Genomic DNA, 14689 nt, shown 5'->3' on the forward strand with positions numbered 1-14689 from the left:
TTTCAAAGGGGGCCGGCGAAGCCGGTAGGGGGTTAGTCCATTTTTGCGCCTGAGCGCTTGACGACCTCTGCCCAGCGCTTGACTTCAGAGCTGACGAATTGCCCGAAGGCGTCGCCATAGAGATTGGGCGTCTCCGCGCCCAGGCCGTGCCAGATGTTGCGGATGTCGTCCGTCGCGAAGGCCTTGCGCAGTTCGGCCTGCATGGCGGTGATCGCTTCCTTGGGCGTGCCCTTGGGTGCCCACAGGCCGTACCAGGTCGACACCTCATAGCCCGGCACGCCGGCCTCTGCGGCCGTCGGCACATCGGGGAAGCCGACAGCACGTTTGGGAGCCGCCACCGCCAGCGCCTTGATGCGGCCGCTCTTGATGTGGTTGGCCGACGAGCCCAGGCCGTCGAACATCAGGTCCACCTGGCCGGCGATCAGGTCCTGCAGTGCCGGGCCGGCGCCGCGGTAGGGGATGTGGGTGATGAAGGTCTTGGTCTGCAGCTTGAACAGCTCGCCGGCCAGATGGTGGGAAGTGCCGTTGCCGGCCGAGCCGTAGTTCAGCTTGCCGGGCTTGGCGCGCACCGTGGCGAGCAGACCCTTGAGATCGCTGACAGGCACCTGGCCCGGGTGCACGACGATGACCTGAGGCACGCTGGCCAGCAGGGCCACGGGGATGAAGTCCTCTTCCAGCTTGTAGTCCAGCCTGGGGTACATGGACGGCGCAATGGTGTGGTGCACGGCGCCCATGAAGAAGTTGTTGCCGTCCGGCGCCAGCTTGGCGGCGATGGTGGCACCCACCGTGCCGCCCGCGCCGCCCTTGTTGTCGATGATGACCTGGCGGCCCAGCTGCCGGGTCAGCAGCGCGGTCAGTGGCCGCGCGAAGGCGTCGGTGCCGCCGCCGGCGGGGAAGGGCACGATCCAGGTCTGAGGCTTGTTGCCTTGGGCCAGCGCCAGCCAGGGGCTGCACAGCGCGGGCAGCAGCATGCGTCGCTTCATCGGCTTGTCTCCGTCAGTGTTGTGCGGCAATTATGGTTGCAGCAATGCGGTCACACGGGCGAGCAGCTCCGGCTTGGAGAAGGGCTTGTTGAGGCTGTCGCAGCGCGCTTCGTGCAGGAACTGGCGGGCGATGGGCGACAGCGTGTCGCCGGTGACGAACAGCATGCGCCGCGCCAGCGACGGGTGCCGGGCCTTGACCTCGCGCCAGAGCTGGGCGCCGTCAATGTCGGGCATGTGCAGGTCGCTGACGATGGCGTCGAAGCGCGCCTCGGCGAGCATGGCCAGTGCGACCGCGCCGGACTCGGCCGTCATGACCTCATAACCCGCGCCCGACAGCATCTCGCCGATCAGCTCGGCAATCTCGGTCTCGTCATCGACGACGAGGACGCGGGCGCTGCACTCGTCGGTCGCCGGCAGCGGTACGGGTTCGGTCTCACTGGCCTCGGGCTCGCCGCTGACGGGCATCTGCAGGCAGAAGCAGGCGCCGCTGCCATCGTCCTGCAGCGTCAGCTCGCCGCCGTGGTCGCGTGCGATGGAGCGCGACACGGCCAGGCCCAGGCCGGTGCCGACGCCCTCGCTCTTGGTCGTGAAGAAGGGCTCGAAGATGCGCTCGCGCAGCTCGGGGTCGATGCCGGGGCCGTTGTCGCGCACCCGCATCCAGACGCGCGGCGTGCGGCGGCGGTCGCCGTCGGTCATGGGCGCCACGCCGGTGGATACGGTCAGGCGGCGGCCGTTGTCTCGAGCGCCCAGGGCCTGCTGGGCGTTGACGATGAGGTTGAGCACGATCTGGCCGATCTGATCGGCATCGGCCTTGACGGGTGGCAGGCCCGGTAGCAGGTCCAGCGTGACGGCGATGCCGTGGCTGCGCAGCACATAGCCCAGCATGTCGACGGCGGCGGTGGCGAGGTCGTTCAGTGCCACCTCGCTGCGGTTGGCGGGCCGGCTGCGCGCCATGTTCAGGAAGGTGCGCACGATGCGGCCGCAGCGTTCGGCGGCCTCGTGGATGCGCTGGGCGTCGGCGGCGCGCGGGTCGCCGCTCATCTTCTCGGCCAGCAGGGCTGCGCGGCCCATGACGATGGACAGCGGGTTGTTGAGCTCGTGGGCCACGCCGGCCAGCAGGCTGCCCATGGCCGTCAGCTTCTCGCTCTGGCGCAGCGCCTCGCGCTGGCGTTCGATCTCGCTCAGCGCCGTCTGGCGCTCGGACAGGTCGAACAGCGACGCCGTATAGAAGGCCTGGCCGGCTACATCGGTGCGCCACAGCACCATCTCGACGGGAAACTCGTTGCCGTCGGCGCGCTGGGCCTGCATCTCGATGCGCTTGCCGATGATGCGCTGTTCGCCGCCGGCCGAGACGCGCGCCATGCCAGCCTCGTGGGCCGCGCGCAGCCGGGCCGGAATCATCACGTCGGACACCGGGCGGCCAATAGCCTCGGCGCGCGCCAGCCCGAACATGGCCGCCGCGGCGGGGTTGAACTCGACGATGTGGCCGGTCCTGTCGGTGGAGACCAGGGCCGCCATCGCGTGGTCGAAGATGGAGGACTTCAGCGCCTCGCTGGCCTGCAGCTCGGTGACCTTGGCCGACAGCTCGGCGTCGCGCCGCTTCAGCTCGGTCAGGTCCAGGCTCATGACGACGGTGGCCTGCGGCACGCCGGCCTGCACGTCGACGGGAATGAGGTGCTCGCGCATATAGCGCCGACCGGCACCAGCCAGTTCGGTCCAACCCTCCCACGCGACGGTCTGGCCGCTGGCCAGGCGCGAGCGCACGGCACCGTAGTCGGCATAGGCGGCGTCGCCAATGATGCGGCCGATGGGCTGGCCGAGCACCTGCTTGGGATGCAGGCCGGTGAACTTGAAGAACTCGTGGTTGGCCCAGACGAAGCGCTCGGCCACGTCGATGACGACGACGCGCGCCGGCACGGCTTCCAGCAGCTGCGACAGCAGCGGCAGCGTGGCCTTGAGCACGCTGCCGAGTTCGCCCACGCCGGCGTCGGGCGTGGGGTGGAAATGCAAGGTCTCTGTCATGCGGCGCGCTCTCCCTGGGCGCGCCGATGATAAGCAGGCTCAGGCGGCCAGCGCCTCGGTAGCGGCACCCTCTTGCATGGTCCGGGCGACATGGCCGTACATCACCGTCCAGGCTTCGCGCACCTCGGCCGTGAAGCCATCGCCAAGGCCGGCGGCCAGGGTGTCCAGCAGCGCGGCACCGACGCTGGCGTAGTGGGCCTCGACGACACCATAGCCGGCATGGCGCTGGCCGAGCTTGAGCAGCACGGGGTTCAGCGAGGCGGGGCGGTCAAGCAGGTCGATGGCGGCGCCGATCATCTGCATCAGCCGCGCCCCCTGCTCGACCATGGCGCTGCCACGGAACAGCGCGCGCAGGGCGGGGTCACGGGCAAACAGCTGGGCGTAGAAGGCCTCGGCGACGGTGGGCGCCAGGGGCATGAGCGGCGCGAAGCTGCTGCGGATCAGGTGGATTTGGTGCGGGGTCATGGCAGCCTCGGTGTCAATGGATGAGGTAAGCGTCGGCGACGGGTGCGAACACGCACAGCAGTGGCAAGGCCATGATGAGGCGCTCGAGCAGGTTCCAGCGGGGCGAGGGCGCAGGGGCGTGCTCGAGGTCCTCGGCGAAGGCTTCGCTGCGGCAGCCGACGAGCATCGTTTCGGGCCAGTCGGTGGAGGGGTTGTCGCTGCGGTAGTGCATGAGGGTCTTCCGGTTGGTGTGTCGCCACTGTCGGCCGCGCCGGTTTCAAGCGCGCTTCACGTCGGCTCGACTGTGTTGCGTTTGTTTCAACACCACGCTGCCTTGCCCCGAGCAAGGCCGGCCTGCCTATCATTCGCCGCCATGCCAGACACCACCCCCACCGTGTTGCTCGTCGACGACGAGCCCGAATTGCGTGCCCTGCTGGCCGAGTATTTCGGCCGCAACGGCTTCGAGGTCATGCAGGCCCAGGACGCCGCCGCGGCGCGCGCCAGGGTCGCCGAGCGCGTGCCCGACGTGGCCGTGCTCGACATCAACATGCCGGGCGAGAACGGTCTGTCGCTGGCCCGCGCGCTGCGCGAAGCTCACCCGCGCCTGGCTGTGCTGATGCTGACGACGGCCGGCGAGGCCATCGACCGCATCGTCGGCCTGGAGGTAGGGGCGGACGACTACATCGCCAAGCCCTTTGAGCTGCGCGAACTGCTGGCCCGCGTGCGCGCCGTGCTGCGCCGCCTGCAGGTCACGGCCGCGCCGGCACCTGTGCTCGCACCGAGCGATCCGGAGCGCGTCGCCTTTGGCCTGTGCGAGCTCGACATGGCCCAGCGCAAGCTCTTTGGCGCGGTGGGCGAGGAGATCGACATCACGGCCGCCGAGTTCGACCTGCTGGCCCTGTTCGCCCGCCACCCCAACCGCCCGCTGAACCGCGACCAGATCATGGAGCAGGCCCACAACCGCGGCTGGGACGTGTTCGACCGCAGCATCGACCTGCGCGTCATGCGCCTGCGCCGCAAGGTGGAGCGCAACCCCGACAAGCCGGAGGTCATCAAGACCGTGCGCAACGTCGGCTACGTCTACGTGCCGGTGGCGGGCTGAGCGGGCGATTTCCCGGCGCCAGCCGCAGTTGCAACAAGTCCGCGGCAGCTGGTGTCGCAGTGGTTTTGTACCGTATCCTGACCGTCAGAGGACGCGCGAAATGCGCCGCTGCGCGCAAGCTGCAGCCGTGCATGCGCCTTGCGACGGCATGGGTCACTTTTTCTCGCTGATCAACAGAGGGCTGCGCTTCGCCGCCCTGCTTGGGCTTGCATTGGGCGGTGGCGCATGGGCGGCAGACGAGCCCGCCCCCACGCCCTGGGCCGCCCGTTCGGATGCGGTGTTCCACCAGGTGCTGGTCGCGCCGATGTCCTTCACCGCGCTGGCCCAGGACGGCGAAGGCTTCCTCTGGATCGCCACGCAATCCGGGCTGTCCCGTTGGGATGGTTATCAGCTTCGCAACTACGTCAGCGACATGGCTTCGTCCGGTGCCTTGCCCGACAGCTACGTGCAGGCGCTGCATGTCGATGACCAACGGCGTCTTTGGGTAGGCACCAGCGCCGGTGGCCTGGTGCGGTACGAGGCGCGCACCGACCGTTTCGTCGCCCCATTGGCTGCCGGCGCGGCGCTGAGCCGCAAGAGCGTGCACGCCATGCTCGACGAGGGCAACGGCCTGCTGTGGGTCGGCACCGGTGCCGGTCTGGACCTGCTGGATACCAGTCGCGGTACGGTCCAGCGCCACGCGGTACTGGCCGGGACCAAAGGCCTGCCCGATGGCGCCGTGCTGGCGCTGCTGCGCGACTCGACGGGCGGCCTGTGGGTGGGTACCGACAAGGGCCTCTTCCGTCGCGCCGCCGGCGGCGAGCGCTTCGTGCAGGTGGGGCTGCCGGCCGAAGAGCACGCGCCATTCGTCGCCAGGCTGCTGCTGGACAGCCAGCGGCGGGTCTGGGTCGGCACGCGCTCGTATGGCGTTTTCGTGATCGAGCCCGAGCCTGAGGCCGAAGCGGTGCCGTTGCATCGCCTGTTGCAGGCGGCTGGCGCCGACGTGACGGGGCTGGGCAACGCGCCGATCCGCGTGATGGCCGAGGCCGCGCCGGGTGACGTGTGGCTGGCCCCCGATGGGGGCGGCATCCTGCGCATCGACACCCGCCGCTGGGAGATGCGTCGCGTGCGGCACCGCTCGGACAGCGCGGCCAGCCTGCCCGACGACGACGTTGCTGCGATGTACCGCGATCGCAGCGGGCTGCTCTGGGTCGCCACCGACACGGGGCTCAGCCACCACGACGCGCGCCAGGTCACGGTCAGCACCTGGTTCGGCGGCCCCGGCGCAACGGCTGGCATCAGCCACCTCAACGTGCCTTGCGTGCTGCCCATGCCCGATGGCAGCGTCTGGCTCAGCACGGGCGACGGTGGCATCGACATCGTCAGGGCCGATCAGGGCCGCATGGCGGCATTGCGGCCCGACGCTGCCATACCGGCCACCGCGCTGCCCCCAGGCCGCGTGCTGAGCATGGTGCGCGCGCCCGACGGCGTGGTCTATCTCGGTACCCAGCGCGGGCTGTATCGCGCCACGGCCGATGGCCGAGCGGTGCAACGGCTGGCTATCCCCGGCCGCTCACCCACTGCCTCGGTGTGGGCCATGGCGATGCAGGACGGCCGGCTCTGGCTGGGCGGTCTCGACGGCCTGTGGGCGGTGGCCCCGGCCGATGGCCTGCAACTGGGCGTGCTGGCGCATGAGGACGGCAGCCGCCTGGACGAGCAGCGCGTCACCGCGCTGCTGGCGGGCCGGGACGGCGTGCTGTGGGTGGGCACGCGCACGGGCGTGTTGCGGCTGGACACGGCCACGATGGCACTGAGCCGGTTGGCGCCCGACGCGCCCGGCCGGGTGGGCTTTCCCGTTGGCTATGTCTCCTCCATGCTGCTGGACCGCCTTGGCCGCCTGTGGGTGGCCAGCTTCGGCGCCGGCGTGCGCGTGATGGAGGCCGCGCAGGCGCCGCAAGCCCAACCGCAGGTCAGGCGCATCACCCTGGCCGAAGGACTGCCGCACAACGGCGTCGATGCGCTGGTGCTGGCGCCGAACGGCGACGTCTGGGCCAGCACCGACGGCGGCATCGCCCACATCGCACAGGACAGCCTGCGCGTGCGCAGCCTGCGCGCGGCCGAGGGGGTGGGTATCCCCACCTACTGGACCAACGCGGGCGCGTCCAGTGCCGACGGCATGCTGCTGTTTGGCGGCATCGGCGGCTTGACCATCGTGGACCCGCGCCAGCCCGTGGCCCGCGCCGAACCGGCGCCGCTGGTGATCACTGAAGTGCGGCTGGGCGGTGTGCGGGCCGTGGTGCCACCGGCCTCGCCCGGCGACGAAGCCCTGACTCTCGAACCACAGCGACGCAGCCTGCTGGTCGAGTTCTCGGTGCTCGACTACGGCGCGCCTGAACGCAACCGCTACGAATACCGGTTGCCGGGTGTCGACGCCGATTGGGTCGCCACCGAGCCGAACCGGCGCATCGCCACCTACACCAATCTGCCGCCCGGCGACCATGTGCTGGAGCTGCGCGGCGCCGGCGCGCAGGGCGGGTGGTCCGAGGTGTTGCGGCTGCCGCTGCATGTGCGGCCGCGCTGGCACGAGATGCTGTGGTTTCGCGTCGGCCTGGGCGTGGCGGTGGCCGCGCTGCTCGTCGCGATGATGCAGGCGCGCACGCTGATCCTGCGGCGGCGCCAGCGCACGCTGGAGTTGCTGGTGGCCGAGCGCACGGTGGCGCTGGAGCAGCGCACGAGCGAGCTCCAGAGAAGCCAGCAGCAGCTGGAGCAACTCGCCTACTACGACGGCCTGACCGGGCTGGCCAACCGGCGCCTGTTCAACGACGACCTTCGCCACCTGATGGCCCAGGCGCAGCGCAACGGGCTGGGGCTGTACCTGCTGCTGATCGACCTTGACCATTTCAAGCAGATCAACGACACCCAGGGACACGACGCCGGCGACGCGGTGCTGAGGACGGTCAGCGCCTGCCTGGGGCTCGCCGTGCGGGAAGCGGATCGCACGGCCAGGCTGGGCGGCGACGAGTTCGCCGTGCTGCTGCCCGACACCATCGAGCCGGCTGCAGCGGAAGCGGTATGCCGCCGTATTGCCCAGGCGCTGGCCCAGGTACTGCCTCAGGGGCAGTCGTCGCTGACGCTGCCCAGCGCGAGCATCGGTGCCGCCTGCTATCCGCGCGACGCGCAGGATGTGGACGGGTTGTACAAGGCGGCCGACCTGGCGCTCTACGACGCCAAGCGTGCGGGGCGATCCCGCTGGCATTTGTATGCGGGGCCGCGGGTCTAGGCGCTGGGTCTGTCAGTTCGGCTCGGGCAACTGGAGCCAGCGCTGCAGCCGCGTGCGCAGTGCGACGAAGTCCAGCGGCTTGGTCAGGTGCTCGTCCATGCCGGCCTCGAGGCTGGCGGCCACGTCGGCATCCAGCGCATGGGCCGTCAGGGCCAGAATGGGGAATGCGGGCAGCTTGCCTTCGCGCTGCTGGGTGCGGATGCGGCGGGCGCATTCCAGGCCGTCCATGCCGGGCATCTGGATATCCATCAGCACGAGATCCGGGGCGGACTCGGCACAGGCCGACAGGGCTTCGAGGCCGTTCCTGGCCAGGCGGGCCTGAACGCCCATCAGCGCGAGGAATTCCAGCGCGACGACCTGGTTGATGTGGTTGTCCTCGACGAGCAGGACCTGGGCTTGTCGTTGGCTCGGGGCGGTACCGCCCTCGTCGGGCTCCGGCGCGTCAACACCCGCACCGTCGGTGGCGGCATTGAGCCAGAAGGGAACCAGCACCTGCGCCGGCTCGGGCAACCTCGACTTGTCCATCCCCATGTCCTTGTGTCAGCTTGTTCTTTTCTTATGCGGCCCTCGAGGAGCCGTGAGCCATTGTTGCCTCAGCTGGCGCCGCAGCGCAACCGGATGCCCCATGAATGCAGTGCGACTTGGGCCGCTCATGTCGCCTGAAACGACCGCTCGTCGGTCGCGGGTGCTGACAGTTTTCGTCCATGCGTCTCCCTACACTGCTCGCCTTTGTCGTTTTGGCCCCCATCAATGTCTGACGGTCTGATCCGCATCCGAGGCGCTCGGCAGCACAACCTCAAGAATCTTGACCTCGATCTGCGCACAGCGGAGCTGACCGTCGTCACCGGGCCCAGCGGCTCGGGCAAGTCCAGCCTGGTGTTCGACACCCTCTATGCCGAGGGCCAGCGTCGCTACGTGGAGACCTTTTCCGCTTACGCCCGTCAGTTCCTGGACCGCATGGACCGCCCGGCGGTGGACAAGGTGGATGGCGTGCCGCCCGCCATCGCCATCGACCAGACCAACCCGGTGCGCACCAGCCGCTCCACGGTGGGCACCATGACGGAGCTGAATGACCACCTGAAGCTGCTTTTTGCGCGCGCGGCGGAGCTGTTTGACCGCAAGACGGCGCTGCCGGTCAGGCATGACACGGCCCAGAGCATTTATGTGGAACTGCTGGCTCGTGGCGAAGCAGCCGGGGACCCCAGGATGGTGCTCAGTTTTCCGGTGGAATTGCCCGGCAACACGAGCGCGGAGCAGGTGCAGCAGTGGCTGTCCGCCAGCGGGTTCACGCGGGTGCAGGGCGAGCGCGAGGTTGAGGGCAAGAAGGTGTTGGATGTGGTGGCCGATCGCTTCCGCATCCAGGGGGCCGACAAGCAGCGCGCGATGGAAGCCATCGAGCTGTGCTTGAAGCGCGGCGCGGGTCGGGTGAATGTTCACGTCGGTGACGACGGCGCCACACTCTGGCGGTTCTCGACCGGCCTTCACTGTCCCGAAAGCGACATCCGCTACGCTGACCCGCAGCCGGCGCTGTTCTCCTTCAACTCCGCTTTCGGCGCTTGCGACAGCTGCCGCGGCTTCGGCCGCGTCATCGGCGTCGATCTTGGCCTCGTCATTCCCGACGACCGCAAGACCCTGCGCAACGGCGCCATCAAGCCCATGCAAACGCCGGCGTGGAAGGACTGTCAGGAGGACCTGCTGAAGTACGCCGGCGAGGCCGGCATCCCGCGCGACACGCCGTGGAAGGATCTTTCCGCCGCCCACCGCGAATGGGTCATCAACGGCACGCCGAACTGGAACGGCAACTGGAACAAGCAGTGGTACGGGGTCAAGCGCTTCTTCGAATACCTCGAAAGCAAGGCCTACAAGATGCACATCCGCGTGCTCTTGTCCAAGTACCGCAGCTATACCGAGTGCCCTTCCTGCCGCGGCGCGCGGCTGAAGACCGAGGCGCTGCTGTGGCGCGTCGGCGCCAAGGAACTGGCCGACGTGGCACTGCCCGCGGAGCAACGCTTCCTGCCGGTCGGCGTGGATTGGAGCCGCCAGCAACTGGAGACGCTGCCGGGCCTGTCCCTGCACGACCTGATGCAGTTGCCCATCCAGCGCCTGCGCAACTTTGTCGACGGTCTGCAGCTGCCCAGCACCATGCTGGACGAAGCGCTGAAGCTGCTGCTCGACGAGATCCGCCACCGCAGCCGCTACCTGTGCGACGTGGGCCTGGGCTATCTGACGCTGGACCGCCAGAGCCGCACCCTCTCCGGCGGCGAAGTGCAGCGCATCAACCTGACGACGGCGCTGGGCACCTCGCTGGTCAACACGCTGTTCGTGCTGGACGAGCCCAGCATCGGCCTGCACCCGCGCGACATGGGCCGCATCGTGCAGGCCATGCAGCGCCTGCGCGATGCGGGTAACACGCTGGTCGTCGTCGAGCATGATCCGGCGGTCATGCTGGCGGCGGACCGCCTCATCGACATGGGCCCAGGCCCCGGCGAGCGCGGCGGCCAGATCGTCTACGACGGCACGCCCGAGAGCATCCGCTCGGCCGACACGCTGACCGGCGCCTACCTTGGCGGGCGCAAGCATGTCGGCATGGGGCTCAAGCGCCTGGTGGACGAATCGACGCCCAAGCTCATCCTCGAAGGCGTGCGCGAGCACAACCTGCGCGACGTGACAGTCGAGTTCCCGCTGCAGCGCCTCGTCGTCGTGACCGGCGTGAGCGGTTCGGGCAAGAGCACGCTGATGCAGGACGTGCTGTATCCCGCGCTGGCCCGCCAGTTCGGCAAGGCGACCGAGACGCCTGGCGCGCACGAGCGGCTGCTGGGTGGCGACTTCCTCGCCGACGCCGTGTTCGTCGACCAGTCGCCCATCGGCAAGACGGCGCGTTCCAACCCGGCCAGCTATGTCGGCGCCTTCGACGAGATCCGCAAGCTGTTCGCTGTCGCGCCGCTGGCCATCGAGCGCAGCTACACGGCCGGCATGTTCAGCTTCAACGCCGGCGACGGCCGCTGCCCGACCTGTGGCGGCTCGGGCTTCGAGCATGTCGAAATGCAGTTCCTCAGCGACGTCTACCTGCGCTGCCCGGACTGCGACGGCAAGCGCTTCCGCGCCGAGATGCTGGATGTGAAGCTGGCGCTCAAGGATCGCGACCTGAGCGTGTCCGACGTGCTGGAGCTGACCGTGGCCGAGGCGGTGAACCTGTTCAGCGAGCACCGCGCCGTGCTGGCCAAGCTGCAGCCCATCGTCGACGTGGGCCTGGAGTACGTGCGCCTGGGCCAGCCGGTGCCGACGTTGTCGGGCGGCGAGGCGCAGCGCCTCAAGCTTGCGGGCTTCCTGGCCGAGGCGGCGGCGTCACCGCGTTTCGGCGTCGCCAAGAAGGGCACGCTGTTCCTGTTCGACGAGCCGACGACGGGCCTGCACTTCGACGACATCGCCAAGCTCATGCGCGCGCTGCGCAAGCTGCTCTCGGCCGGCCATTCGCTGATCATCATCGAGCACAACCTCGACGTCATCCGCGCGGCCGACTGGCTCATTGACCTCGGCCCCGAAGGCGGCGAGACCGGCGGCGAGGTCGTCTGCGTCGGCACACCCGAGGAGATCACCAAGCATGCGAGCTCGCACACCGCCGCCGCGCTGCGCGACTACGCGCTGCACATGGACCGCCCGGCCATGGCCGTGGAAGAAGGCCGCGCGCTGCAGTCCATCATCCGCGGCCGCCGCCAGGCCGATGAGGCCATCAAGATCGTCAATGCCCGCGAGCACAACCTCAAGGGCCTGAGCGTCGACATCCCGCGCGGCAAGTTCAACGTCGTCACCGGTGTGTCCGGCTCCGGCAAGTCCACGCTGGCCTTCGACATCCTGTTCAACGAGGGCCAGCGCCGCTACCTCGAATCGCTGAACGCCTACGCCCGCAGCATCGTGCAGCCGGCCGGCCGGCCCGAGGTGGACGCGGTGTGGGGCATCCCGCCCACTGTCGCTATCGAACAGCGCCTGTCCCGCGGCGGCCGCAAGAGCACGGTGGCGACGACAACCGAGGTCTGGCACTTCCTGCGCCTGCTCTACGTGAAGCTGGGCGTGCAGCACTGCATCAACGACGGTGCGCCGGTCAAGCCGCAGAGCGTCGAGTCGATTGCTGCCCAGTTGATGCGTGACTACCGCGGCCAGCACGTGGGCCTGCTCGCACCGCTGGTGGTGAATCGCAAAGGCGTCTACACCGACCTTGCCAAGTGGGCCAAGGGCCGCGGCCACACGCACCTGCGCGTGGATGGCGAGTTTCTGCCCACGTCGCCGTGGCCGCGCATCGACCGCTTCAAGGAGCACACGCTGGAGCTGCCGGTCGGCGACCTTGTCATCGCCCCCGAACGCGAAGCCGAGCTGCGCGAGCTGCTGGCCAAGGCGCTGGACGTGGGCAAAGGCGTGCTGCACCTGCTGGCACCGCTGGACGGCCTCAGCGTGGAGGAAGGCTCGACCGGTGCCGGCGTCGGCACGGTCAAGGTGTTCTCCACCAAGCGCGCCTGCCCGGTCTGCGGCACCAGCTATCCCGAGCTGGACCCGCGGCTGTTCTCCTACAACTCCAAGCACGGCTGGTGCAAGGGCTGCGTCGGCACGGGCCTGGCGCTGACGCGCGAGCAGCGCAAGGAGCTCGACGACAGCGTGCAGTCCGACGACAACCGCGGCCGCGAGCAGAGCTTCCCTTCTGAAGAAGTCGAGGTCGAAGGTCTGACCGACGCGGTCTGCCCCGATTGCCACGGCACGCGCCTGAATCCGACCGCACGCTCGGTGGAGTTCGAGCACAAGGGCATCGGCGACGTCGCCGCCTGGAGCGTCGGCGAGGCGCACAGCTGGGTGAAGGGCCTGCACCTGCATGGCCGCGACGCCGACATCGCACGCGACGTGGTCAGCGAAATCCTCGGCCGGCTGGAGTTCCTGCAAGAGGTTGGCCTGGGCTATCTGACGCTCGACCGTGCGGCGCCCACATTGTCGGGCGGCGAGGCCCAGCGCATCCGTCTGGCCGCGCAGCTCGGCAGCAACCTGCAAGGCGTCTGCTACGTGCTGGACGAGCCCACCATCGGCCTGCACCCGCGCGACAACCAGATCCTGCTGAAGGCGTTGGCGACACTTGGCGACAAGGGCAACACGCTGGTCGTCGTCGAGCACGACGAGGACACCATCCGCCGCGCCGATCACATCATCGACATCGGCCCTGGCGCCGGCAAACGCGGTGGCCGCGTGGTGGCTCAGGGCACGGCGGCGCAGCTGGCATTGGAGCCTGAGTCGACCACGGGCCGCATGCTGGCCCACCCGCTGATCCACCCGCTGCAGGCGCGCCGACCCATCGAGGCCGATGCGCCCAAGCTGACCGTGCTGAACGCCGCCCTGCACAACCTCAAGGGCGTGACGGTGGACGTGCCGCTGCATCGGCTGGTGGCCGTGACGGGCGTGTCCGGTTCGGGCAAGTCGACGCTCGCTCGCGACGTGCTGCTGGCAGGCATGGCCGTTGCGGTGCCGTTGAGAAAGGCCCCCGCCAAATGGACCGGCTGTGACGGCATCGAAGGCCATGCGCAGGTGGACCGCGTGCTGGAGGTCGACCAGACCCCCATCGGCAAGACCCCGCGCTCCTGCCCGGCCACCTACATCGGCTTCTGGGACGCGATCCGCAAGCTGTTCGCCGAGACGCTGGAGAGCAAGGCGCGCGGCTATGCGCCGGCGCGCTTCAGCTTCAACACCGGCGCGGGCCGTTGCCCCGGTTGCGAGGGCCAGGGCATGAAGACCATCGAGATGAGCTTCCTGCCCGACGTGAAGGTGCCCTGCGACCAATGCCATGGCCAGCGCTTCAACCCGGAGACGCTGGGCGTGTCCTGGCGCGGCAAGAGCATTGGCGACGTGCTGGCGATGGAGGTCGACGAGGCCGTCGAGTTCTTCGCAGCGATGCCGTCGATTGCGCATCCGCTGCAGTTGTTGAAGGACGTGGGGCTGGGCTATCTCACCTTGGGTCAGCCTTCGCCGACCTTGTCAGGCGGGGAGGCGCAGCGGATCAAGCTGGTGTCGGAGTTGGTCAAGGTCCGGGACGACGTGGCGAGGCGGGGGCAGAAGGCGCCGCACACGCTGTATGTGCTGGACGAGCCGACGGTGGGTTTGCACATGGCGGATGTGGAGAAGCTGATCCGCGTGCTGCATCGCCTGGTGGCAGGCGGGCATTCGGTCGTCGTCATCGAGCATGACCTGGATGTGATTGCGGAAGCCGACTGGGTGCTGGACCTGGGGCCGGAAGGTGGGGATGCGGGCGGGCGTGTCGTCATCGAAGGCACGCCGGAACAGGTGGTGGCGAGCGGCAGTCACACGGGTGTGGCGTTGAAGCCGGTGCTGGCACGGTTGGGCTGAGTCGGCCGCGCTTCGGTTTTCCAGAAGTCCGGTTGCGGCTCCGCCTGCTTTGTCCGAGGCATCGGACCGGACAAACTGCACCGTTCAATTGACCGGAGAGGTTTGCGATGGCGTTCGTTGTGGGCTGGGTGCTGGTCTTGCTGCTGTTGGCCTTGTGGTCCAGCCTCGTGTGGGCGGTGCAGTCGTTTCTCACCGGCCTGCTGGCCCATGCCGGCAGTGTCGGCTCGGGTGGCTGGAGCTTGCCGGAATCGCTGAGAGACTGGCTGCCCGCGGCGGTGGCGGATTGGTTGGTGTCGACGGTCGAGACGCTGTCGCCGCAGTTGCAATCCCTGGCCAGGGCGCTGCCGTCGCTGGCGGGCGGCGTCACGGTGCTGGCCTGGGTCGTCTGGCTGCTCGGTGCCGTGGCGCTGTTCATCCTTGGCCTGGCCATCCACGTCGGCGTGGCGCTGTGGCGCAAGTCAAAGGCATCCACGTCGCCGCCTGCCACGACGATCCCGTGACGAA

General features: G+C 69.0%; 9 protein-coding genes. 4 read left to right on the plus strand and 5 right to left on the minus strand.

Annotated features, from left to right (window positions below; genetic code table 11):
- Positions 1-32 precede the first annotated feature (32 nt).
- From ASC91_RS23080 to ASC91_RS23095, 4 genes are read right to left on the minus strand one after another with little or no spacing between them, the layout of a single operon-like run.
- Complete coding sequence (locus ASC91_RS23080; RefSeq protein ID WP_056202661.1) at positions 33-983, minus strand: tripartite tricarboxylate transporter substrate binding protein; 951 nt, start codon at positions 981-983, stop codon at positions 33-35.
- A gap of 30 nt (positions 984-1013) precedes the next feature.
- Complete coding sequence (locus tag ASC91_RS23085; RefSeq protein WP_056202663.1) at positions 1014-3005, minus strand: PAS domain-containing sensor histidine kinase; 1992 nt, start codon at positions 3003-3005, stop codon at positions 1014-1016.
- Positions 3006-3044: 39 nt separating this feature from the next.
- Positions 3045-3470, minus strand: coding sequence for a globin family protein (locus ASC91_RS23090; protein WP_056202664.1), 426 nt, complete (start codon positions 3468-3470; stop codon positions 3045-3047).
- A gap of 13 nt (positions 3471-3483) precedes the next feature.
- Positions 3484-3681 (minus strand): hypothetical protein, encoded by a 198-nt coding sequence (locus ASC91_RS23095; protein ID WP_056202667.1) that lies wholly within the window; start codon positions 3679-3681, stop codon positions 3484-3486.
- 141 nt (positions 3682-3822) lie between these two features.
- Between ASC91_RS23095 and ASC91_RS23100 the strand changes: the two genes are divergently transcribed.
- Together ASC91_RS23100 and ASC91_RS23105 are read left to right on the plus strand one after the other, a co-directional pair.
- On the plus strand, positions 3823-4551 hold the full coding sequence (locus tag ASC91_RS23100; RefSeq protein WP_056202670.1) for a response regulator: 729 nt from the start codon (positions 3823-3825) through the stop codon (positions 4549-4551).
- A 148-nt stretch (positions 4552-4699) separates the two neighbouring features.
- Positions 4700-7810: a ligand-binding sensor domain-containing diguanylate cyclase gene (locus tag ASC91_RS23105; protein ID WP_162247853.1), complete on the plus strand. Its 3111-nt coding sequence runs from the start codon at positions 4700-4702 to the stop codon at positions 7808-7810.
- Between the two features lie 12 nt (positions 7811-7822).
- On the opposite strand, the gene ASC91_RS23110 is transcribed toward ASC91_RS23105, so the two are convergent.
- Positions 7823-8335 carry a response regulator gene (locus tag ASC91_RS23110; RefSeq protein ID WP_056202681.1) on the minus strand — a complete coding sequence of 171 codons (513 nt, stop codon included), beginning with the start codon at positions 8333-8335 and terminating at the stop codon, positions 7823-7825.
- Between the two features lie 225 nt (positions 8336-8560).
- Here ASC91_RS23110 and uvrA point away from each other — a divergent pair, with 225 nt between their 5' ends.
- Both uvrA and ASC91_RS23120 read left to right on the plus strand, forming a co-directional pair.
- Entirely contained in the window at positions 8561-14185 is a 5625-nt protein-coding gene (uvrA, locus tag ASC91_RS23115; protein WP_056202682.1) for an excinuclease ABC subunit UvrA, read from the plus strand.
- A gap of 107 nt (positions 14186-14292) precedes the next feature.
- A complete protein-coding gene (locus ASC91_RS23120; protein WP_056202685.1) occupies positions 14293-14685 on the plus strand; it encodes a hypothetical protein in 393 nt (130 codons plus the stop codon).
- Positions 14686-14689 lie beyond the last annotated feature (4 nt).

Origin of the sequence: Pelomonas sp. Root1237 (assembly GCF_001425055.1) — a bacterium.
GTDB lineage: Bacteria > Pseudomonadota > Gammaproteobacteria > Burkholderiales > Burkholderiaceae_C > Pelomonas.

What these genes read in the sequence shown, in the direction of transcription:
- ASC91_RS23120 (WP_056202685.1), top strand. Translation starts at nt 14,293, where the DNA reads ATGGCGTTCGTTGTGGGCTGGGTGCTGGTCTTGCTGCTGTTGGCCTTG.
- ASC91_RS23105 (WP_162247853.1), top strand. Translation starts at nt 4,700, where the DNA reads ATGGGTCACTTTTTCTCGCTGATCAACAGAGGGCTGCGCTTCGCCGCC.
- ASC91_RS23080 (WP_056202661.1), bottom strand. Translation starts at nt 983, where the DNA reads ATGAAGCGACGCATGCTGCTGCCCGCGCTGTGCAGCCCCTGGCTGGCG.
- ASC91_RS23110 (WP_056202681.1), bottom strand. Translation starts at nt 8,335, where the DNA reads ATGGACAAGTCGAGGTTGCCCGAGCCGGCGCAGGTGCTGGTTCCCTTC.
- ASC91_RS23085 (WP_056202663.1), bottom strand. Translation starts at nt 3,005, where the DNA reads ATGACAGAGACCTTGCATTTCCACCCCACGCCCGACGCCGGCGTGGGC.
- ASC91_RS23095 (WP_056202667.1), bottom strand. Translation starts at nt 3,681, where the DNA reads ATGCACTACCGCAGCGACAACCCCTCCACCGACTGGCCCGAAACGATG.
- ASC91_RS23090 (WP_056202664.1), bottom strand. Translation starts at nt 3,470, where the DNA reads ATGACCCCGCACCAAATCCACCTGATCCGCAGCAGCTTCGCGCCGCTC.
- ASC91_RS23100 (WP_056202670.1), top strand. Translation starts at nt 3,823, where the DNA reads ATGCCAGACACCACCCCCACCGTGTTGCTCGTCGACGACGAGCCCGAA.
- uvrA (WP_056202682.1), top strand. Translation starts at nt 8,561, where the DNA reads ATGTCTGACGGTCTGATCCGCATCCGAGGCGCTCGGCAGCACAACCTC.